This is a genomic window from Bradyrhizobium sp. USDA 4369 (genome assembly GCF_054056435.1).
In genome coordinates this window covers 582177-603622 of the sequence record NZ_JBSRYH010000001.1, presented here as the reverse complement: position 1 = coordinate 603622, position 21446 = coordinate 582177, and the positions used below count along the sequence as shown (strand labels likewise).

At 66.2% G+C, this 21446-nt stretch carries 19 protein-coding genes and 1 pseudogene; 15 read left to right on the top strand and 5 right to left on the bottom strand.

The annotated features are described in order from the left end of the window. Nucleotides 1–7 precede the first annotated feature (7 nt). From ACVIJ6_RS02795 to ACVIJ6_RS02765, 7 genes and pseudogenes are all read left to right on the top strand, one after another. Nucleotides 8–965: pseudogene (locus ACVIJ6_RS02795) on the top strand (VOC family protein). After that, the gene (locus ACVIJ6_RS02790; protein WP_456771392.1) at nucleotides 949–1311 is read left to right on the top strand and encodes a Rieske (2Fe-2S) protein; all 363 of its coding nucleotides are present in this window, start codon (nucleotides 949–951) and stop codon (nucleotides 1309–1311) included. The pseudogene ACVIJ6_RS02795 and the gene ACVIJ6_RS02790 overlap by 17 nt, the downstream one beginning before the upstream one ends. 39 nt (nucleotides 1312–1350) lie before the next feature. Next, the gene (locus tag ACVIJ6_RS02785) at nucleotides 1351–2481 is read left to right on the top strand and encodes an FAD-dependent oxidoreductase (RefSeq protein WP_456771391.1); all 1131 of its coding nucleotides are present in this window, start codon (nucleotides 1351–1353) and stop codon (nucleotides 2479–2481) included. A gap of 51 nt (nucleotides 2482–2532) precedes the next feature. After that, a complete protein-coding gene (locus ACVIJ6_RS02780; RefSeq protein ID WP_456776880.1) occupies nucleotides 2533–3690 on the top strand; it encodes an MFS transporter in 1158 nt (385 codons plus the stop codon). Between the two features lie 16 nt (nucleotides 3691–3706). After that, entirely contained in the window at nucleotides 3707–4282 is a 576-nt protein-coding gene (locus ACVIJ6_RS02775) for a cupin domain-containing protein (protein WP_456771390.1), read from the top strand. Next, complete coding sequence (locus ACVIJ6_RS02770) at nucleotides 4282–5283, top strand: fumarylacetoacetate hydrolase family protein (protein ID WP_456771389.1); 1002 nt, start codon at nucleotides 4282–4284, stop codon at nucleotides 5281–5283. The genes ACVIJ6_RS02775 and ACVIJ6_RS02770 overlap by 1 nt, the downstream gene beginning before the upstream one ends. 3 nt (nucleotides 5284–5286) lie before the next feature. Continuing rightward, complete coding sequence (locus tag ACVIJ6_RS02765) at nucleotides 5287–6213, top strand: NAD-dependent epimerase/dehydratase family protein (RefSeq protein ID WP_456771388.1); 927 nt, start codon at nucleotides 5287–5289, stop codon at nucleotides 6211–6213. A 104-nt stretch (nucleotides 6214–6317) separates the two neighbouring features. On the opposite strand, the gene ACVIJ6_RS02760 is transcribed toward ACVIJ6_RS02765, so the two are convergent. Next, a complete protein-coding gene (locus ACVIJ6_RS02760) occupies nucleotides 6318–6995 on the bottom strand; it encodes a helix-turn-helix domain-containing protein (protein WP_456771387.1) in 678 nt (225 codons plus the stop codon). A 255-nt stretch (nucleotides 6996–7250) separates the two neighbouring features. On the opposite strand from ACVIJ6_RS02760, the gene ACVIJ6_RS02755 reads away from it, so the two are divergent. The 4 genes from ACVIJ6_RS02755 to glnT all read left to right on the top strand — a co-directional run bounded on the left by ACVIJ6_RS02755 (nucleotide 7251) and on the right by glnT (nucleotide 11541). Then, entirely contained in the window at nucleotides 7251–8144 is an 894-nt protein-coding gene (locus tag ACVIJ6_RS02755; protein WP_456771386.1) for a class II glutamine amidotransferase, read from the top strand. Further along, nucleotides 8144–8827 (top strand): GltB/FmdC/FwdC-like GXGXG domain-containing protein, encoded by a 684-nt coding sequence (locus ACVIJ6_RS02750; protein ID WP_456771385.1) that lies wholly within the window; start codon nucleotides 8144–8146, stop codon nucleotides 8825–8827. The genes ACVIJ6_RS02755 and ACVIJ6_RS02750 overlap by 1 nt, the downstream gene beginning before the upstream one ends. A gap of 10 nt (nucleotides 8828–8837) precedes the next feature. After that, the gene (locus tag ACVIJ6_RS02745) at nucleotides 8838–10163 is read left to right on the top strand and encodes an FMN-binding glutamate synthase family protein (protein ID WP_456771384.1); all 1326 of its coding nucleotides are present in this window, start codon (nucleotides 8838–8840) and stop codon (nucleotides 10161–10163) included. 79 nt (nucleotides 10164–10242) lie between these two features. Continuing rightward, nucleotides 10243–11541, top strand: a complete 1299-nt coding sequence (gene glnT, locus ACVIJ6_RS02740) for a type III glutamate--ammonia ligase (RefSeq protein WP_456771383.1) — start codon at nucleotides 10243–10245, stop codon at nucleotides 11539–11541. A gap of 230 nt (nucleotides 11542–11771) precedes the next feature. On the opposite strand, the gene ACVIJ6_RS02735 is transcribed toward glnT, so the two are convergent. Genes ACVIJ6_RS02735 through ACVIJ6_RS02720 form a run of 4 tightly spaced genes read right to left on the bottom strand, consistent with a single transcriptional unit; the run spans nucleotide 11772 to nucleotide 16861 of the window. Then, nucleotides 11772–12371: a sarcosine oxidase subunit gamma gene (locus ACVIJ6_RS02735; protein WP_456771382.1), complete on the bottom strand. Its 600-nt coding sequence runs from the start codon at nucleotides 12369–12371 to the stop codon at nucleotides 11772–11774. Further along, nucleotides 12364–15342, bottom strand: a complete 2979-nt coding sequence (locus tag ACVIJ6_RS02730; RefSeq protein ID WP_456771381.1) for a sarcosine oxidase subunit alpha family protein — start codon at nucleotides 15340–15342, stop codon at nucleotides 12364–12366. The genes ACVIJ6_RS02735 and ACVIJ6_RS02730 overlap by 8 nt, the downstream gene beginning before the upstream one ends. Next, entirely contained in the window at nucleotides 15339–15602 is a 264-nt protein-coding gene (locus tag ACVIJ6_RS02725; RefSeq protein WP_456771380.1) for a sarcosine oxidase subunit delta, read from the bottom strand. Before ACVIJ6_RS02725 ends, ACVIJ6_RS02730 begins: the two co-directional genes overlap by 4 nt. Nucleotides 15603–15610: 8 nt before the next feature. Then, complete coding sequence (locus ACVIJ6_RS02720; RefSeq protein WP_456771379.1) at nucleotides 15611–16861, bottom strand: sarcosine oxidase subunit beta family protein; 1251 nt, start codon at nucleotides 16859–16861, stop codon at nucleotides 15611–15613. Between the two features lie 32 nt (nucleotides 16862–16893). On the opposite strand from ACVIJ6_RS02720, the gene ACVIJ6_RS02715 reads away from it, so the two are divergent. The 4 genes from ACVIJ6_RS02715 to ACVIJ6_RS02700 all read left to right on the top strand — a co-directional run bounded on the left by ACVIJ6_RS02715 (nucleotide 16894) and on the right by ACVIJ6_RS02700 (nucleotide 21406). Then, nucleotides 16894–17919: a GlxA family transcriptional regulator gene (locus tag ACVIJ6_RS02715; protein ID WP_456771378.1), complete on the top strand. Its 1026-nt coding sequence runs from the start codon at nucleotides 16894–16896 to the stop codon at nucleotides 17917–17919. Nucleotides 17920–18087: 168 nt separating this feature from the next. Then, nucleotides 18088–19254: a transporter substrate-binding domain-containing protein gene (locus ACVIJ6_RS02710; protein WP_456771377.1), complete on the top strand. Its 1167-nt coding sequence runs from the start codon at nucleotides 18088–18090 to the stop codon at nucleotides 19252–19254. A gap of 36 nt (nucleotides 19255–19290) precedes the next feature. After that, nucleotides 19291–19899: an ANTAR domain-containing response regulator gene (locus ACVIJ6_RS02705; protein ID WP_456771376.1), complete on the top strand. Its 609-nt coding sequence runs from the start codon at nucleotides 19291–19293 to the stop codon at nucleotides 19897–19899. Between the two features lie 250 nt (nucleotides 19900–20149). Next, complete coding sequence (locus ACVIJ6_RS02700; protein ID WP_456771375.1) at nucleotides 20150–21406, top strand: transporter substrate-binding protein; 1257 nt, start codon at nucleotides 20150–20152, stop codon at nucleotides 21404–21406. Nucleotides 21407–21446: the final 40 nt, after the last annotated feature.

The following is a 21446-nucleotide window of genomic DNA, read 5'->3' as shown; positions in this document are numbered from 1 at the left end:
GCTGATCATGAAGATCGTTGGTTTGGAAAGCTTGGTATTCGCGGTCGACGACGTCGCCGGCGCGTCGCGTTTTCTCGTCGACTACGGCCTTGCGCCGGTCGGGGTCTCCGATCGCGGCGGCGCGGCGCTTCGAGGCGATGGACGGAACGGCCGTGGTGATCGCGCGGCAGGACGATCCGGCGCTGCCGCGGCCGCCCGTGCCGGGCTGCCGTCTGCGCAAGACGGTCATGGGCGTGGCCGACGAGGCGACGCTGGGGGCGATCGTGGCCGAGCTGCGGCGTGATCGCGAGGTGCGGCGGCTGGCCGACGGCTCGATTGAATCGATCGACGATTCCGGCTTCGTGATCGGCTTCCAATTGACCGCGCGGAAGCCCTTCGTACTGGCCGGCGAGATCTCGAATGCGCCGGGCGGCGTCGTGTTCCGGCCGATCAACAGTCTCGGCGTGCCGCCGCCGGGCAGCGTGATCCGTCCGCGCTCGTTGTCGCATGTCGTCTATTTCGTGCCCGACGTGGTGAAGGCGGAAGCCTTCTACGTCAACCGTCTCGGCTTCCGCTGCACCGATCGCTTCACCGGCACCGGCCCGTTCCTGCAGCCTGGCGGCTCGCTCGATCACCACACCCATTTCCTGATCGGCGCGCCGCCGCAGATGCATGGCGTCGAGCACTTCACGTTCCACTTCGGCGGCCCGTCGGAGATGATCAGCAACGGCTATCGCTTTGTGGAGAAGGGCTATCAGGCATTCTGGGGCCCTGGCCGTCACATCCTGGGATCGAACTGGTTCTGGTACTTCAATAGTCCGTTCGGCTGCCACATCGAGATGGATGCCGACATGGACCAGCATGATGCGAGCTGGCAACCGCGCGAGGCGACGGCCTCGGCGGACAATTCGCAGGCCTTCCTGCTGAAGATGCGCAAGAAATGGTACCCGGGCCCGGGGATTCACGAGAATGGCGACTACGCGTGAGGCCGGATCGCCTGCCTTGTTGCGGCTGTGTCGCGCCGAAGAGATCGGCGAATCGCAGTCGCGCGGCTTCGATCCTGACGATGAGGGCCAGGACAGCCTGTTCGTCGTGCGATGGCAGGGCCAGCTGCATGGCTGGCGTAACGCCTGTCCGCACGTCGATGGCGCACCGATGGCCTGGCGCAGGGATGCGTATCTCAACGCCGAGGGCACGCGCATCGTCTGTCACGCGCATGGCGCCGAGTTCGTGCCCGATACGGGACTATGCGTGCAGGGGCCGTGCCGCGGTGAGCGGCTGAGCCGGCTCGAGCTGGTCGTCGTCGACGGCGAGCTGTTCGTGACATCATAACACGCCCGCAAGGGCGGATTGCAGAGGGAGGAGGGCGCCATGGCAGTGGTGAGCAGGGTGCTGACGATCGGCGGCGGCTTTTCCGGCATGGCCGCATCGATTCAGATGCGCAAGGCCGGCATCGACGTCGATCTCGTCGAGGTCGATGCCAATTGGCGACCGGAGGGCGCCGGCATCACGGTGAGCGGGCCGACCTTGCGCGCGCTGGAGACGCTCGGCGTGTTCGCGGAATTCGCGCGGCGCGGCTACACGGCGGATGGCGTTGATCTGGTCACGCCGGCAGGCCATCGGATCGGCGAGATCCCGACACCGAAGGCCGTTGGATCGGATGTGCCCGGCGGCGGCGGCATCATGCGGCCCGAGCTCGGCCGCATCCTCGCCAATGCGACGCGTGCCGCCGGCGTTCACGTCCGGGTCGGATGCACCTACACGCAGATCACGCAGCACGACGGCGGTGTCGAGGTCGCCTTCACCGATGGTACGACCGGCCGCTATGATCTCGTCGTGGCCGCCGACGGCGTCCATTCGAAGACCCGTGCGCTGCTGTTTCCCGAGATCAAGCCGCCGCAATATATCGGGCAGGTGGTCTGGCGCGCCGTGCTGCCGCGGCCCGCCGAGATCGTGCGTCCGCGGATCTGGCTTGGCGGAGCGGTGAAGGTCGGGGTCAACCCGGTGTCGCCGAGCCACATGTACATGTTCATCACCGAGGCGCGGCCGGAGAAGCTGCAGGCTGAGCGCGCGTCATGGCCGCAGCTGGTTGCCGACATGCTCGCGCCGTTCGGCGATCCCGTGCTGGTGGCGCTGGGTCCGCATCTGTCAGCCCCGGATGCTCAGATCGATTATCGGCCGCTCGCCAACCTGCTGGTGCCGGCGCCGTGGAATCGCGGTCGCGTCATCCTGATCGGCGATACGGTGGCGGCGACCACGCCGCATCTCGCCTCGGGCGCAGGCATCGGCATCGAGAGCGGCATCGTGCTGTCCGAGGAACTCGCACGCGCCGCGACCTTGCAGGAGGCGTTCGACCGCTTCCATGCGCGGCGCTGGGAGCGCTGCCGCATGGTGATCGAGAACTCCGCGCGGCTCTGCCGCATCGAGATGGAGAATGGCGACAAGGCGGAGCACGCCAGGATCATGCGCGATTCCACGATCGCGCTGCTGCAGCCGATCTGAGCCGGCAACACCATCAACGAACAACAACATCAGCGGGAGGAAGCAATGACGGTGACGACGGAGACTTGGCGTGGGCGCATCGCCCTGATGGTCGCGCATTGCGCCGGGATGGTTGATCTCGTGGCGCTCCCCGTCTGGGTGGGGGCGCTGATCGAGCGGTACCGGTTCAGCCCGCAGCAGGCCGGACTGCTGGCTACGCTGTTCCTGCTGGGCGCCGTGCTCAGCAGTCTGGTCTTTGCGCCGCGCTTCAACCGGATGAACACCCGGCTGGCGGCAACTGCGGGATACGCTGTGGCCGCGCTGGTGTTTCTGGCCGCCAGCCAGACGTCGGATTTTGCGCTGCTCGCGATGCTGCACGCGCTGGCCGGCGCAACGGCGGCCTGCGGGCTGAGTTTCACCCACGGCACGATCGCACGCAGTGCCAATCCGCACCGGCTGTTCGCCATCGTCGGAATGGCGCTCGGCGTGTTCGCCATTCTCTTTCTCGGCATGACGCCCAATCTCGTGGCGCGCTTCGGCGGGGCCGCGCTGTTCGTGGTGTTCGCCGGCGTGATGGCGGTTGCGGCGGTCGCGGCGGCGCTGTCCTTTCCGAAGGGCGTGGTGTGCAGCGAAGATGATCTCATCGCTGAGGTCAGCCATCTTCCCCGCGCCGTGTGGTTCGGCATTGCCGGCATCAGCTGCATGGCGCTGACCCAGGCGATGCTGTTCAGCTTCATCGAGCGCATCGGGGCTGACCGCGGCTTCGGTGCCGAGGCAGTCACCGGCGTGCTGATTGCGCTCGGCTTCGTCAACCTGCTGCCGGCGCCGCTTGCCGCCGTTCTGGAGCGGCGGCTGCCGGCCCGATACGTGCTGCTGGCCGGGCCGGTCTGTCAGGCGCTGATCGCCGTGACGATCACCTTCGGCTCGGGCTTTCTCACCTATGCCGTTCCGACCGCGATCTTTGCCGCGGTGATGATCTTCACCCACACCTTCGCGTTCGGGCTGCTGTCGCGCCTCGACCCCACGGCGCGGGCGCTTGCTGGCACGCCGGCGATGCTGATGATCGGCGCCGCGATCGGCCCCATTCTCGGCGGTACCTTGGTGCAGCTGTTCGGCTATCCCGCGCTCGGGCTCGGTGCCGTCATCATCTCATCCATCGCCGCCGTGATGTTCTCACGCGTGTTTGCCGCGCGTGGCGCGGCGACCGCCGCCTCTCTCGAAATCGCCTGATCAGGAGACCTGTTGCATGACCCTTCCGCAAATCCGCCGTGTCGTCACCGGACATGATCCGCAGGGGGCCGCCGTGATCTCGTCCGACGGCGCATTGCCGACCGTCACCGAGTTGGCGGCTATCCCCGGTACCTTCTTCCACGAGGTCTGGAGCACGCGGGCAACGCCGGCGCCGATTGACAATGGCCCTGATCCGACGATCGGACCGTTGCGGCTGCCGCCGCCAACGCACGGCAGCCGCATCCGCTTCGTCGACATTCCGCCGGACACCGAGGATTTCCTGCGCAACGGCGCGACGCGGATGAAGGCCGCCTTCAGCCAGATCGGTGACCCCCATGCTTCGACCGTAACGACAGAGTCGCCGCATCCGCTGATGCACCGCACCGAGACCATCGACTATGGCATCGTCATCTCCGGCGAGATCACGCTGGTGCTCGACAAGGGCACGGCGGACCTCAAGGCCGGCGACGTCGTGATCCAGCGCGGCACCAATCACGCCTGGGCCAATCGCAGCGACAGACCGTGCCGGATGCTGTTCATCCTGGTCGACGGCAAGTTCGGTCCCGAAGCCAACCCGGGCAAGGCCAGCTGATGAGACTCGCAACCTATCGCAACGGCAGCCCCGATGGCGGCCTCGTCATCGTCTCCAAGGATCAGGCGCGCGCGGTCGACGCCAGCGCGATCGCGCCGGATCTGCTGACGGCGCTGCGGAACTGGCAGCAGGTCGAGCCGGCGTTGCGCCGGCTCGCTGAGAGCCTCGAGGATGGATCGGCCGCCGATGCGATGGCGTTCGATCCCACGCGCTGCCTCGCACCGCTGCCGCGCGCGCCGCAATGGCTGGATGGCTCGGCCTTCCTCAATCACGGACGGCTGATGGATATCGCCTTCAACAAGCCGCCGATCCCCGACTTCGACACCATCCCGGTGATGTACCAGGGCGCCAGCGACGATTTCCTCGGGCCGCAGGCCGACGTGCCCTTCGTGACGGAGGCGGATGGCATCGACTTCGAGGGCGAGTTCGGCGTCATCGTCGATGATGTGCCGATGGCCGTGACGGCAGAGCAGGCCGCGCAACGGATTCGGCTGCTGGTTCAGATCAATGATTGGAGCCTGCGCGCGGTCGGCGCGCGCGAGGTGCGCACCGGCTTCGGCTTCCTGCAGGCGAAGCCCTCGACGAGCTTCGCGCCGATCGCGGTGCCCCCGGACGAGGTCGGCGACGCCTGGGGCGACGGCCGGCTCGACATGGCCCTCCATGTTCACCGCAATGGCGAGCGGATCGGCGCGGCCTCGGGCCGCGAGATGGCGTTCTCGTTTGCGCAACTGATTGCCCATGCCGCCCGGAGGCGGCGGTTGACGGCCGGCACGATCATCGGCTCGGGTACGGTGTCGAATGCCGATCGCGCCGCCGGATCGAGCTGCCTGGCTGAGGTCAGGGCGATCGAGATGATCGAACGCGGCGAGGCGCGCACGCCGTTCCTGCGCTTCGGTGACGAGGTGACCATGCAGGCCTGCTTCGCCGATGGCCGGGTAGGTCCGTTCGGGCGCATCGCGCAGCGCGTGGTTCGTGCGGCTGGCACCGATCGGCCGGAGTGAGCGATGCGAATTCTGATTACGGGCGCCGCGGGCTTCATTGGCCGTGCGCTGCTGCATCGGTTGCTGACCGAGATGGACGGGGCCGACATCACCGCACTCGATCTCGCCGAGGCGCCGCCGGATGTGTCGGGTGCGCGTCTGTCCTGGATCAGCGGCGGCCTCGACGACCGCGCCGTGCTGGAGCGACTCGGTGCTGCGCCGTTCGATCGCGTGTTCCATCTCGCCAGCGTGCCCGGCGGCCGCGCCGAGGCCGAGCCTGTGCTCGGCCGCCGCGTCAATCTCGATGCGTCGCTCGATCTCCTGCAACTGCTGGCACAGCATGGCAACCGGCCGCGCGTGGTCTACGCCAGCAGCATCGCCGTCTATGGCGCGCTGTCCGGGGCGCCGGTCAGCGCGCAGACGGAGGCGCGGCCTCTGATCACCTATGGCGCGCACAAGCGGATGGTGGAGATCGCGCTCGCCGATCACACCAGGCGCGGAGAGCTGTCAGGTATCGCGCTGCGGCTGCCCGGCATTGTCGCGCGGCCGCGACCGGTAAGCGGCTTCGGCTCCGCCTTCATGAGCGAACTGCTGCATGCGGTGTCAGCGGACGAGAGCTTTGTCTGCCCGGTGTCGCCGGACGCGACCGCTTGGTGGCTGTCGGCCAAAGTCGCAGCCGACAATCTCATCCGCGCCGACGAGATCGATGTTTGCGGCACTCTGCAGTCGCCGGCTCTTCGGCTTTCGATCGCCGAGGTGATGGCAGGCTTGGCGCAGCTCTACGGTGCTGAGCGACCCGTGCGCGTGACGTTCGATCCTGACGACAGCATCGAGGCGGTGTTCGGCCGCTTTCCATTGCTGGAGGTTGGCGCCGAGTTGGCGCTGGGCTTCGCTCATGATGGATCGGTGGCGGAGATGATCACGAATGCGCTCCGCACCGCCAACATCTGAGAGAAGGTCGGAGCCGCTACGGCTCGCAAAGCGCAGCTCCCATTTGCGTCGGCGCTTGACCGATTGAAGCTCCAAGACGAGGGCGCGACCGCGCTGTGCTGCCGCTAACGGGCGCGTCGGGGATAGATGATCACCGAGAGATAGGTCATCGGCGCCTTGATCAACTCCTCGGGGCCGTGACGGGCTGCGGCGTCGAAGAACAGGGCGTCGCCGGGCTCCAGCAGATACAGCCGGTCGGCATGGCGATAGCGCACCTTTCCGCTCAGCATGTAGATGAACTCGACGCCGGCGTGGCGGAAATCCGTGTAGGGAACGGCGTCGCCCTTCAGCGTGATCAGATAGGGTTCGACCACCACGTCGCCGCCGAGCGAGTGGCCGAGCAGATCGTAGAGATGGCCGGCCTTGGTGCCGCGGCGCTCGATGCGAACGCCCTGGCCGGCCTTGACGAAGGAGCAGTCGCGCTCCTCGCCATTCTCGCGGAACAGCCGCGCGATCGGCACGTTCAGTGCCTTGGCGAGCGCCGACAGTGTCGCCAGCGACGGCGAGATCGAGCCGTTCTCGATCTTGGACAGCATGCCGGCCGAGATGCCCGCCGACGCGCCCAGTTCCGACACGGTGAGATCGAGGTCCTTGCGCAAGCGGCGCACCTCGGCCCCGATCTCCGACTCCAGGGTTGGCGTGGCCTCCTTCGGCGCGAGCGATCCTGTCAGCAGCTCGGGCTCCGCGCGGGGCGTCCCGGTCTTGCTATCCTTCCTGGGATGCTTCGCGGCACCTTTCGCCACAGGAAACCTCGCTTGCTTCTCGGCGGTCCCGCCGCAGCGCTGACCCTATGACGTCTATACGCCGCAGCGGCCATTGCGGCCAGTGCAAGTGCCCATTTACAGGTTCTCTCGATCTGCGCCGAGCCCGCCTGCCGGCCCGCGCGATGACTTTCCTGAAATGAACAAAAGTTTCTTGACGAGAATTGCGGCTCGGCTATCCTGGCGGTCGGACGGGGCGCTCAGCCCGTCCCACAATGATGTGGATCGGAGCGGCGCATGTGCGGAATCGTCGGGCTGTTTCTGAAAGCTCCCCGGTTGGAGCGGGAGCTTGGCGCGTTGCTCAGCGAGATGCTTGTCGTCATGAGCGATCGCGGGCCCGACAGCGCCGGCTTCGCGGTCTACGGCGATCGAACGCAGGGCCGGGTCAAACTCACCATCTCCGGTGCCGACGAGGAGGTGTTGCGGCGCGCCGTCGCCGAGCTCGGCAAGGCGATCAATGAACCACCGGGGGTGACCCTGCACGACACCCATGCCGTGCTGTCGATCTGCTTCGACAAGGAGAAGGCGGCGCGCGCCTTCGTCGAAGCTCGTGACGACATCAGCTTCGTCGGCGCCGGCGCGCGCATGGAGCTCTACAAGGAGGTTGGCCGTCCCGAGCAGGTGACGCAGCGGTTCGGCCTGCCGCGCATGGCCGGCAGCCATGGCATCGGCCACACCCGCATGGCGACGGAATCGGCGGTGACGACGCGTGGTGCGCATCCATTCTCGACCGGGCTCGATCAATGCCTCGTGCACAATGGCTCGCTGTCGAACCATAATGGCGTCCGGCGCATGCTGCAGCGGGAAGGCATGCGCTTCGCCACCGAGAACGACACCGAGGTTGCGGCGGGCTATCTGAGCTGGCGGATCCGCGAGGGCGCCTCGCTGAAGCAGGCGCTGACCGACAGCCTGTCCGATCTCGATGGCTTCTACACCTTCGTGGTCGGGACCGAGACCGGCTTCGCCGTGCTGCGCGATCCGATCTCCTGCAAGCCTGCGGTGATGGCCGAGACCGACGATTACGTCGCGTTCGGCTCGGAATATCGCGCGCTCGCCGGCCTGCCCGGGGTCGACAAGGCGCACATCTTCGAGCCCGAGCCGGCCACGGTCTATGCCTGGGAGCGGCGCTGATGCCGAGTTTCGATCTTGCGAGAGCGCCGCTGCGCGAGCTGAACGCTGCGCTTCATGCGCTGTCGCCCACCACCAACGAGACGCATTGGATCGTCAGCAATCCCTCAGGCAAGCACGCGGTCGCCTGCGGGCTCGATGCCCCCGTCACCGTCGAGATCGACGGTCACGTCGGCTACTATTGTGCCGGCATGAACAAGACTGCCACCGTCGTGATAGCAGGCAATGCCGGCGTCGGCGTCGGCGAGAACATGATGTCGGGCGAGGTCCGCGTCAAAGGCGACGCCAGCCAATCGGCCGGCGCCACCGGCTGCGGCGGGCTGCTGGTGATCGAGGGCAATGCCTCGGCGCGCTGTGGCATCTCGATGAAGGGCATCGACATTGTTGTGAAAGGCTCGATCGGGCCGATGAGTGCGTTCATGGCCCAGGCCGGCAATCTGGTCGTGCTCGGCGACGCCGGCGATGCGCTCGGCGATTCCATCTATGAGGCCCGATTGTTCGTGCGGGGCCGCGTTGCCAGCCTGGGCGCCGACTGCATCGAGAAGACGATGACGGAGGAAGACCGCGCGATCCTCGCGGCTGTGCTGAAGCGGGCCGGCGTCGAGGCGCGCGCCGATGACTTCAAGCTCTACGGCTCGGCGCGGCGCCTCTATCACTTCCACATCGACAATGTCGACGCCTATTGAGGCCATCACGATGTCCGTGCCTCCGCATCGCACCCCGCCGCGTTTCTCCGCGACCTTCAACCCGAACGTGATCGCCGAGATCCAGCGGGCGGCGGCGACCGGCATCTACGACATCCGCGGCGGCGGCGCCAAGCGCGCGCTACCGCATTTCGACGATCTCCTGTTCCTCGGCGCCTCGATCTCGCGCTATCCGCTGGAGGGCTATCGCGAGAAATGCGGCACCGACGTCACGCTCGGCACGCGCTTCGCGAAGAAGCCGATCAAGCTGAAGATCCCGGTGACCGTCGCCGGCATGAGCTTCGGCTCACTGTCCGGACCGGCCAAGGAGGCATTGGGGCGCGGCGCCTCCGCAGCCGGGACCTCGACCACCACGGGCGACGGCGGCATGACGCCGGAGGAGCGCGGTCACTCGTCGATCCTTGTCTATCAATACCTGCCGTCGCGCTACGGCATGAACCCCGACGATCTGCGCAAGGCCGATGCGATCGAGATCGTGATCGGGCAGGGCGCCAAGCCCGGCGGCGGCGGCATGCTGCTCGGGCAGAAGATCTCGCCGCGCGTCGCCAAGATGCGCACGTTGCCCGAGGGCATCGACCAGCGCTCGGCCTGCCGCCACCCGGACTGGACCGGACCTGACGATCTCGAGATCAAGATCGAGGAGTTGCGCGAGATCACGGATTGGGAGAAGCCGATCTACGTCAAGGTCGGCGCCAGCCGCCCCTATTACGACACGGCGCTGGCGGCGAAGTCCGGCGCCGATGTCATCGTGCTCGACGGCATGCAGGGCGGCACCGCGGCGACCCAGGACGTCTTCATCGAACATGTCGGTCTGCCGACATTGGCTGCGATCCGGCCGGCCGTGCAGGCGCTGCAGGATCTCGGACTGCATCGCAAGCTGCAGCTGATCGTCTCCGGTGGCATCCGCACCGGCGCCGACGTCGCCAAGGCGCTCGCGCTCGGTGCCGACGCGGTCTCGATCGGCACCGCGGCGCTGATTGCGCTCGGCGACAATGATCCGCAATGGGAGGCCGAGTACCAGAAGCTCGGCACCACCGCCGGCGCCTATGATGACTGGCAGGAAGGTCTCGATCCCGCGGGGATCACGACCCAGGATTCCGCGCTTGCCGCGCGGCTCGATCCGGTCAAGGCCGGCCGCCGGCTCGCCAACTATCTCTCGGTGCTGACGTTGGAGGCGCAGACGATCGCGCGGGCCTGCGGCAAGAGCCATCTGCACAATCTCGAGCCGGAGGATCTCGTCGCCCTGACGATCGAGGCGGCGGCGATGGCCGGCGTGCCGCTTGCAGGCACCAATTGGATTCCGGGGCGCGACAAATAGGCTGGCAGCGCTGCGCGCGCCGCTGACGCGATCGACGGATGGACGATGCCGGGGTCTTCAAGGACTCAAAGAGGGAATCATGTCGAGTAGCCTCCATGCCGTCGCCTGTGAGCGGGGCATCAAATATTTCCTGATCTCCTATACCGACCTGTTCGGCGTGCAGCGCGCCAAGCTGGTGCCGGCGGCGGCGATCGACGGCATGGTCAAGACCGGAGCTGGCTTCGCAGGCTTCGCGACCTGGCTCGACATGACCCCGGCCGATCCCGACGTGTTCGCGATGCCCGATCCGGCGAGCCTGATCCAGCTGCCGTGGAAGCCGGAGGTCGGCTGGCTCGCGGCCGATCCCTGGATGAACGGCAAGCCGGTGGCACATGCGCCGCGCAATCTGCTCAAGCGCATGGTCGCAGATGCGGCGGCGCAGGGCTATGAGCTGAAATCCGGCGTCGAATGCGAGTTCTTCCTGATCACCGCCGACGGCAGCGCGCCGTCCGATGTCGCGGACAAGCAGTCGAAGCCGTGTTACGACCAGCAGGCCCTGATGCGGCGTTACGAGGTGATCGCCGAGATCTGCGACGCCATGCTGGCACTGGGCTGGAAGCCGTATCAGAACGACCACGAGGACGCCAACGGCCAGTTCGAGATGAACTGGGAGTTCGACAGCGCGCTGAAAACCGCCGATCGCCACGCCTTTTTCAAATATATGGTGCGCTCGATTGCCGAGAAGCACGGGCTGCGCGCCACCTTCATGCCGAAGCCGTTCGTCGATCTTACCGGCAATGGCTGCCATGCCCATGTCTCGGTGTGGAAGGACGGCCGCAATCTGTTCGAAGACGAGGCCGGCGAGCTCGGCGTGTCCAAATTGGGCTATCAGTTCCTCGGCGGCATCATGTATTCGGCCGATGCGCTGGCCGCGCTGTTCAACCCGACCGTCAACTCCTACAAGCGCATCAACGCGGCGCGGACGACATCGGGCGCGACCTGGGCGCCGAACTCGGTGACCTATTCCGGCAACAACCGGACCCATCTGATCCGTATTCCCGAAGCCGGCCGCTTTGAGGTCCGCCTCGCCGACGGTGCCGCCAATCCCTATCTGTTGCAGGCCGGGCTGCTCGCCGCCGGGCTCGACGGCATCGCCAATGATCGCGACCCGGGCCCGCGGCTCGACATCAACATGTACACCGACGGCCACACGGTGAAGACCGGCAAGAAGCTGCCGCTCAACCTGCTCGATGCGATCCGCGCGCTGCAGGCCTCGCCGGTCCTGACCGAGAAGCTCGGCGATTTCATTCCCTGCTACGTCAAGCTCAAGACCGAGGAATGGAACGCTTATGCGCGCCATCTGACCGCGTGGGAGCGCGAAACGACGCTCGATTGCTGAGCGGGTGCTGTCGCTCGCATGACAACGCCCAAGTGAGCCGAGATCGTCCCGCGCGTCATTGCGAGGAGCGAAGCGACGAAGCAATCCAGACTGTCTCCGCGGAATGATTCTGGATTGCTTCGCTGCGCTGACAATGACGTGGAGAGGGCGGAGTGTTAGTCCGTAGGCTGAACAAAGTCATCGGGCGGGACCAGCCGCGCGAAGGCGTGGCCATCGATTGTCGCGCTGCTCTATGACGGCTTCACCTCGCAGCCGAACTCCGCCGCCGCCTCCGAGAACCAGTGCCAGAAGCTGCGGGATAGGCTGCGGAATACGGCGATGTCGAACGAGGCGCATCCGTCCTGGTCGTCGTTGCGCCAGATGATGGCGCCGATATGTGCGGCCACCGTCGTGGCTGCCGCGCCGGGCGGGAAGGCGCGCTCGTGGAGGTCGATCGGAAAGCCCTTGGCGAGCACGTCGCTGATGGCGGGGCCGCCGACGCGGAACACGACATATCCGCCGCTCTGGTCGACGATGGAGGCGAGGGGGCCGACTGCGGCCTTCAAGGCCGCGGCCAGGCGATGGCTGCTGCCGTCGGCAATGCCGAGCCAATGCTGCGGACCGAGCCCTGCAAAGGCGATCGTGTCGGCGCTGGCCACGGCGGGTCGATCCGGCAGTGTGACGCCGTAATGTTGCCGGATCGCCTGGCGCAAGGCCGCGTCCTGGCCCTTGCGGACCTGCACTGTCGCCAGCCCGAGATCGGCTCGCTCGGTGATCGTGACCTGGCTGCCGGGCGGCGCGGGCGCGGCGTCGGCGAGCGTGGCATGTGACGACGGACTGCGCTCAGCCATGGAGCCGCGCTCCCTGTGGATCGATGAAGACCGGCGAGACGAGTTCGACCTCGGTGTCGCCGTCGCGCACCGGATCATAGGCGCGCATGCGTTCGCCGTGCCGCGCCGGTCCGCGCCTGACGAGGGCAAGGCCGATCCAATGTCCGAGTGCGGGAGAGAACGCGACCGACGTGACATAGCCCTCGTCGTTCTCTGTCGTCGGCGCTGCGCCCAGCGCGACCATGTGAGCGCCGGCGCGTAGCCGTGACATCGGATCGATCGGCCGCAGGCCGACGAGCGTCGGGCGGTCGGGATCGGTGAGCCCGGGCCGCTGCGCCAGCACGCGGCCGATATAGTCCTTCTTCTGCGACATCATCCGGCCTAGGCCGAGATCGGCGGCTGTCGTGGTGCCGTTGATCTCGTTGCCGGCGACATGGCCCTTTTCGATGCGCATCACGCCGAGCGCCTCGGTGCCGTAGGGCGTGATGCCGAACTCCGCGCCGGCTTCCATGATGGCGCGGATCGCCGCGTCGCCATATTGTGCCGGCACGGCGATCTCATAGGCGAGTTCTCCGGAGAAGGAGACGCGGAACAGCCGCGCCGGCACGTCGCGCCAGGTGAATTCGACGCATCCGAGATACGGCAAAGCGGCATCGGAAACATCGATGACGTCGCCGAGCAGGCGGTTCAACAGCTGTCGGGCGCGGGGGCCCGCGACGGAATATTGCGACCATTGCTCGGTGACGGAGACGAGTTGCACGTCCAACTCGGGCCACAGCACTTGGCGCGCATGTTCCAGATGCTGCATGACCCTGGCGGCGTTCGCGGTCGTGGTCGACACCACATAATGATCCGGCGCGAAGCGGGCGGCCGTGCCGTCATCCAGCACCAACCCGTCCTCGCGCAACATCACGCCATAGCGCGTCTTGCCCACCGGCAAGGTCGAGAACATGTTGATATAGACGCGGTCGAGGAAGGTGCCGGCATCGCTGCCCTGGACGTCGATCTTGCCGAGCGTCGAGACATCACAGACCCCGACCTTGCTGCGGACGTCGCGCACCTCGCGCGAGACGGCGGTGAGCCAGTCGGTTTCGCCCGGTTGCGCGAACCATTGCGCGCGCAGCCAGGCGCCGGCCTCGACGAAGCTTGCATTGCTCTGCTCGGCCCAGCCATGTCCGGCCGTCAGGCGCGTCGGCCGGAAGTCGCGGCCGCGGTGATGCCCCGCGAGAGCGCCGATCGCGACCGGCGTCACCGGCGCGCGGAACATCGTGGTGCCGATCTCGGCCATGCTGCGGCCCGTCAGCTCGGCCATCATCGCCTGGCCATTGATGTTCGAGGTCTTCCCCTGGTCGGTCGCCATGCCCAGCGTGGTGTAGCGCTTGAGCAGTTCGACGGAGCGGAAGCCCTCGCGCGCCGCGAGCGCAACATCGGCGCTGGTGACGTCGTGCTGGAAATCGACGAAGGCCTTCGATGGCGAGGCGACGTGCCAGAACGGCGCCAGCGCGATGGCCTCATCGTCCGCCCGCGGCGCCGTGGCGGGGGCGACGGCAAAGCCCGTCGCCTCTGCGGCAGCGGCGCCGAGCGCTGTGCCCTGCTGCAGGGCCTCGGCGAGGCCGAAGACCCCCGCCGCCGCGCCCGCGACGCTCATGCCCGGCGGCAATGCATCCGGCACGAAGGCGGCATGGGCATCGGACCAGCGCGGCCTTTGTCCGAGATGCGTGGTCAGTGCGAGGTGTGGCGACCAGCCCGCCGACATCGCCAGCAGGTCGACCGGCAAGCATTGTTCTCGCCCATCCGCCCGCCGCACCGTGATCGCCTGCAGGCCGTGGCGGCCGCCGCGCGTCTGGGTGACGTCAGCCCCGAGATCGACGGGAATGGCGAGTCGTGTTGCCTCGGCACGGAGTTGCGGCGCGACCGTTTCGCGGTGATCGATGATGGCCGCCACCGTGACGCCGCTGCGGGCAAGATCGAACGCGGTCGTCCAGGCGTCATCGCAGCCGGTATAGACCGCGGCCCGCTGTCCGGGCTTGACCGCGTAGCGGTTCAGATAGCTGCGCACGCCAGCGGCCATCATCACGCCGGGACGATCGTTGCCACCGAACACGATCGGGCGCTCGATCGCGCCGCTCGCAAGCACCGCACGCTTGGCGACGATCTTCCAATAGCGCTGCCGCGGCTGATGCGGCTGCGGCTCGGCGAGATGATCGGACACCCGCTCGAGCGCGCCATAGGTGCCGCCATCATAGACGCCGAACACGCTTGTGCGCCTGAGGATGCGGACATTCGGCAAAGCCTCGAGCTCGGCGGTGACGTGTCGCGCCCAATCGGCGCCTGGCCGGCCATCGACCTCTCTGAGGTCGCTGTTGAGCCGCCCGCCGAGCATGCAATGCTCGTCGCACAGCATGACGCGCGCGCCGCTGCGCCCGGCGGCCAACGCCGCGGCGAGCCCGGCCGCGCCGCCGCCGATGATCAGGACGTCACAGAAGGCGTTGATCTTCTCGTAAGTGTCGGGGTCCGCCTCGCCGCTGGCGCGGCCGAGACCGGCGGCCCGGCGGATCGCCGGCTCGTAGACGTTCTCCCAGAACGCAGCGGGCCACATGAAGGTCTTGTAGTAGAAGCCGGCGACGAACAGCGGCGACAGCAGCGAGTTGATCGCCCCGACATCGTAGCGCAGCGACGGCCAGCGGTTCTGGCTCCAGGCCTCAAGGCCGTCGAACAGCTCGATGGTGGTGGCACGCGTGTTCGGCTCGCGCCGGGCGCCGGCGCGCAGCTCGACCAGCGCGTTCGGCTCCTCGGGCCCCGCGGTCAGGATGCCGCGCGGACGGTGATATTTGAAGGAGCGGCCGACGAGACGAACACCATTGGCAAGCAGCGCCGAGGCCAGCGTATCGCCGGCATAGCCTTGATAGCTGCGGCCGTCGAAGCTGAAGCCGATGGGCTTGCGGCGATCGATCAGGCCGCCGGAGGCGAGCCGGTTGGAGGCCGATGTCATGCCGCGCCTCGCGTCGCGAGCGTGGCGCCGAGCACCTGGTGGGTCCGGACGTCGCGCGCCACGATCAACCAGCTGCGGCAGCCCTGCGCGTGATACCAGAGCTCGCAATGCTCGCTGGCGGGATTGTCGCGCAGATAGACGGCCTCGAAGAAGCGCCGCTGAACATCGTCGGTGGCCGGATCAGGCCGCTTCGCGGTGTCGCCGTGATAGGCGAACTCGCTGACGTCGCGCTCGCCGCAGAACGGGCAGGGAATTCGCATGGTTGGCCTCAGTGCAGATTTGGCTGCGCGCCCTGACCTTTTTCGTCGATCAGGTGGCCGGTTGCGAAACGGTCGAGGCGATAGGCGCTCGCGACCGGATGCGGCTCATCGCGCGCCAGCAGATGCGCGAAGCACCAGCCGGAGCCCGGCGTGGCCTTGAAGCCGCCATAGCACCAGCCGGCGTTGAGATAGAGTCCTTGCAGCGGCGTGCGGTCGATGATCGGAGAGCCGTCCATCGACATGTCGACGAGCCCGCCCCAGGAGCGCAGCATGCGCACGCGGCCGATCGCGGGCATCAGCGCCATGCCGCCCTCGCAGACATCCTCGACGGTCGGCAGATTGCCGCGCTGCGCATAGGAATTGTAGCCGTCGATGTCGCCGCCGAACACCAGCCCGCCTTTGTCGGACTGGCTGATATAGAAGTGGCCGGCGCCGAAGGTGACGACACCGGGGATCAGCGGCTTGATGGCTTCGGAGACGAAGGCCTGCAGCACGTGGCTTTCGATCGGTAGCCGCAGGCCGGCATATTGCGCGACACGCGAGCTGCTGCCGGCAACCGCAAGCCCGACTTTGCCGGCCTGGATCGCGCCGCGCGTGGTCGTGACCCCGGTGATGCGATCGCCGTCACGCACGAAGCCGGTGACCTCGCAGTTCTGGATGATGTCGACGCCACGCGCGCTGGCGCCGCGGGCGTAGCCCCAGACCACGGCATCATGGCGGGCCGTGCCGCCGCGCCGCTGCAGCAGGCCGCCCTTGATCGGAAAGCGCGCATTGTCGAAATCCAACATCGGCAGCATGCGCCTGACGGCGTCGGCATCGAGCAGCTCGGCGTCGGCGCCGGCCAGCCGCATCGCATTGCCGCGGCGGGCGAAGGCGTCGCGCTGCGCGTCGGAGTGATAGAGGTTCAGCACGCCCCGCTGGCTGACCATGGTGTTGTAGTTCAGGTCCTGCTCCAGGCCCTCCCACAGCTTCATCGACCATTCGTAGAACGGCTCGTTGCCGGGCAACAGATAATTGGAGCGGATGATCGTGGTGTTGCGGCCGGCATTGCCGGAGCCGATCCAGCCTTTTTCGAGCACGGCAACATTGCGAATCCCGTGCTCCTTGGCGAGGTAATAGGCTGTGGCCAGCCCATGGCCGCCGCCGCCGACGATGATGATGTCGTAGCTCGCTTGCGGGGCGGCATCGCGCCAGACCGGCTGCCAGTCGCGATGGCCGCGCAGGGCCTGGCGGGCGAGAGAGAACAGCGAATAGCGCATGCGCCTTCGATCACCGGGTTGTCGATCGCATCATGCGCTGCTATCTCTCGGAACAGATGTCCAGAAACGACATAAAAGGGTCAAAAAACGACGGACCGCGCGGCGACGAGTTGCGGGCGCATCGGGTCGGCTTCCTGCTGATCCCCGACTTCGCCCTGATGTCCTATGCGTCGGCGGTCGAGCCGCTGCGGGCGGCGAATGTGCTCAGCGGCCGGACGCTGTACCGCTGGCGTCATATCGCGATCCGCGGCAGCGATATTGCTGCCTCCAACGGCGTCAGGATCCCGGCCGATGCGACGATCGGCAGCGCCGCACGCCTCGACTCCATCGTGGTCTGTGCCGGCGGAAATCCGGCCGCTTTCTCGCATCCACCTACTCTCTCTTATTTGCGGAGCACGGCGCGGCATGGTGTCCGGATGATCGGCGTCTCAGCGGGTCCCTTCATCCTCGCCCAGGCTGGCCTGCTCGACGGCTATCGCTGCACCCTTCATTGGGAGCACATGCCGGCGTTCACCGAGACCTTTCCGGATTTGTCGCTCAGCCGCTCGCTGTTCGAGATCGATCGCGACCGCTTCACCTGCGCGGGCGGCATCGCGGCGCTCGATATGATGCATGCGATGATCAGGATCGATCACGGCGCGCGGCTGGCGGCGGCGGTGAGCGACTGGTTTCTGCAGACGGAGGTCAGGCGCGGCGAGGCTGCACAGCGGCTGTCGCCGGCACAACGCTTCGGGGTGCATCATCCCAAGCTGGTCGACACGCTGCTGCGCATGGAAAGGCGGATCGAACGTCCGCTGGCACCTGGCGAATTGGCCGCCGGCGCCGACCTGTCGTTGCGGCAGCTGGAGCGTCTGTTTGCGCAATATCTCGGGACGACCCTTCATCGCCGCTATCTGCAGATCCGGCTCGAGCACGCGCGCGGGCTGCTGCGCCAGAGCACGATGGCGATCCATGAGGTCGCGCTCGCCACGGGGTTTGCGACGCCGATGCATTTCGCGCGCTGCTATCGGCGTCAGTTCGGCCTGGCGCCGCGCGAGGAGCGCAGGGCACACCGATGACACTCCCGCTGTTGTTCGGTCTCTCTCCGCTGCGCAAGCTCTGCCATCTGGTCGTGCGGTTGACGCCAAGCAAGTAATCATCCTAGACAGAATAAAGGTGGCGTTGGTCCGCAATGCCGATCTCCGGTGTCGGAAAACGCGAATTCAGGAGCGTGGTGCTGTCGTCACATGGGTTCTTCAGAAAGGCAGCCTGAAAGCTGGCGCGTCGGCGTGCTGTTTTCGCATACCGGCGTGACCTCGGGCATCGAACGGACACAACTCAACGCCACCTTGCTGGCAATTTCCGAGATCAACGCTGCCGGCGGTATTCTCGGCCGCCCCATCGAGCCGATCATCTACGATCCCGCGTCGGACCCGAAGAAGTTCCGCGCCTTCGCCGAGCGCCTGTTCCAGGTCGACCGCATCCGTCTGTTGTTCGGCTGCTACATGTCGAGCACGCGCAAGGCCGTGCTGCCTTCGGTCGAGGGCCATCGCGGTCTGCTGTTCTACCCGACCCTGTATGAAGGGTTCGAATATTCCCGCAATTGCATCTACACCGGTGCCGCGCCGAACCAGAATTCGCTGCAGCTGGCGCGCTTCCTGCTCTCGACCTATGGCAACCGCTTCCTGTTCGTTGGCTCGAACTATGTCTTCCCTTACGAGTCGAACCGCCTGATGGCCGATTTCGTGGTGCAGGGCAAAGGCAAGGTGCTGGACGAGATCTATGTTCCGCTGCTCGCGCAAGCCAAGGATTTCGACAAGGTCATCGCCCGCATCAAGAAGACATCGCCGGACGTGATCTTCTCGACGGTCGTCGGCAGCGGAACAGCCGAGTTCTATCGCGCCTATCGCGCCGCCGGTTTCGATCCGACGCGGATGCCGATCGCGAGCCTCAGCACCAGCGAGGCCGAGGTGGCCGAGATGGGGGCGGAGGCCGCCGAAGGCCACATCACCGCGGCGCCGTTCTTCGAGACGTTGTCGTCGCAGGCCGCGCGGCGCTTCGTTGCAAGTTTCAAGGCGCAATATGGCGACGATGCGCCGGTGACGGCCTGCGCCGAAGCGGCCTATTTTCAGGTCCATCTGGCGATGCGCGCGGTGGCCAAATGCGGCACGGATGATCCGGAGCAGGTGCTCGGCAACATGCGTGATTTCGAGTTCGACGCGCCGCAGGGGCGGGTCCGAGTCGATCCCGAGAACAATCACACTTACTTGTGGCCGCGCATCGCGCGGGTCGACGGCCAGGGACGCTTCCAAATCGTCTGGAATCCGGGCGTGCGCGTGAAGCCCGATCCCTATTGCGTGGTCCAGAGCCTCGACGACTGGTCGGTCGACGAGCAGCAGCTCATTCGGTCCTGAGGTCCAGGGGTAGCGTGGCGGGACGGAGATCCGGGCGTGGCCATCCAAATTCTTCGTGATCTGCGCGGCCTGCGGGTCCACGTCGTGCATCCACCGGACAGCGAGCGGACCAAGCTCGTCGAGCATCTGCGCCGTATTGGCTGCATGGTCGAGATGCAATGGCCGGTGCCGGATTGCTGGGCTGAAGGCGCGGACGTGGTGCTGCTCGCGATCGAACATGATGTGCGGTTGGAAATTCAGCGGCTGCTGAAATCGGATGCAAACCATCGACCGACCCTGATCGCCGTCGTCTCCTACGAGGATCCATCGACGCTGCAACTGGTGCTTGAGGCCGGTGCGGTGGCCGTCATCGAGCGGCCGATCCGACCATTTGGATTGCTCACGAATTTGACGATCGCGCGCAGCCTGTGGTTGGAGCGGCGGGAATCGGAGAAGCGCTTGCGCAAACTGGAGCGCAAGCTCGCCGGCATCCAGCGGATACAGAAGGCCAAGGCGATCCTGATGGATGGCCAGGGATTGAGCGAGGCTGATGCTTATGAGAGCATCCGCAAGCAGGCGATGTCGAAGCGCCTGTCCATGGACGATATGGCTGCGGCGATCATTCACGCCAACGAGCTCTTGCAATATCGCGCGAAAGGTGATTAGCTTTTATTAGTTGAAGGGAGAAGATCCTTCTCAACGCAGCCGGACCATCGATGATGCTGGTCTGGCATCGGCTAGGTAGCCCGAAGAACCCGTGAAGGGTTCGTCGGGCTTTTTTGTTTTTTGGATCGAGGACAGCCGCCGGCGCACAGCGCGTCGTCGGAGCTCGATCCGCTCTGGGCGAATTTTGGCAGCAAGCAACGGGCTTCGGCGCGAACGAGGACGTGTGCCTGGACAACGGGGAGTGTGCGGTATGGCAGTCGATCGACGCAAATTCTTGAAGAGCGGCGCCCTGGCGGGCGGCGCATTGATTACCTCGCCATGGGTGTTCTCGACCGGCGCGCAGGCCGCCGGCGAGATCAAGGTGGGCGTGCTGTTTTCGCTGACGGGCGGCCTCTCGATCGTGGAGAAGTCGCTGCACGATGCCACGATGATGGCGATCAGCGAGATCAACGCGGCGGGCGGCGTCAAGGGCATGAAGATCGCCGCGATCGCGGAAGACGGCGCCTCCGATCCGAAGACCTACAATGAGAAGGCGTCCAAGCTCGTCATCCAGGATCGTGTCCCAACGGTGTTCGGCTCCTACACCTCGGCGAGCCGCAAGGCGGTGCTGCCGGTGTTCGAGAAACGCAACAATCTCTATTTCTATCCGACCTACTACGAAGGCTTCGAGTGCTCGAAGAACGTCGTCTATACCGGCGCCGTACCGAACCAGCAGCTGTCGAACTTCATCCCCTGGATCATCAAGACGCTCGGCAAGAAGAAGTTCTTCATCGTCGGATCGAACTACATCTATCCACGCGAGATGGCCAAGGTCTCCAAGATCCTGATCGAGAAGAATGGCGGCGAATGGATTGCCGACGAATATCTTGAGCTCGGCCATTCCGAATGGGGCTCGATGGTCAACAAGATCAAGAGCTCGGGCTGCGATGTCGTGCTGTCCAACGTGGTCGGCGACTCCGTGATCGCGTTCTATCGCGAGTACAAGAACCAGGGCCTGACCCACGACAAGCTGCCGATCTGCGCGACCGTCACCTCGGAGATCGAGATCGCGGCGATGGGCGCGGAATACGCCGTCGGCTCCTTCACGTCGTTCCCGTATTTCCAGGCGATCGACACCGATCGCAACAAGGCGTTCATCGAACGCTACCGCAAATTCGTCAAGGATCCGAAGGCGGTGACGCATCACGCGCTGGAATCGTCCTACTTCCAGGTGTTCCTGTGGAAGCAGGCGGTGGAGAAGGCCGCCGAGATCTCTCCGGCCGCGATCCGCGAGGCCGTCAAGGGCCAGGAGTTCGACGCGCCGAACGGCCACGTCAAGATCGAGGCCGAAAACCTGCACACCTATCTGACGCCGCGCATCGCACAGTGGCTCCCGGACGGGCAGGGCAAGATCATCGATGCCTACAAGGAGCCGGTCATGCCGCTTCCCTACGTCGCCTATGGCGAAACGCCGACGAACCTTTTCTGCACCGGAAAGGGTCTCGACGCGGCCAAGCTGAAAACCTGACGTCTGGGAAACCTCATCCACCGCGCGCCTCCCTCGCGCG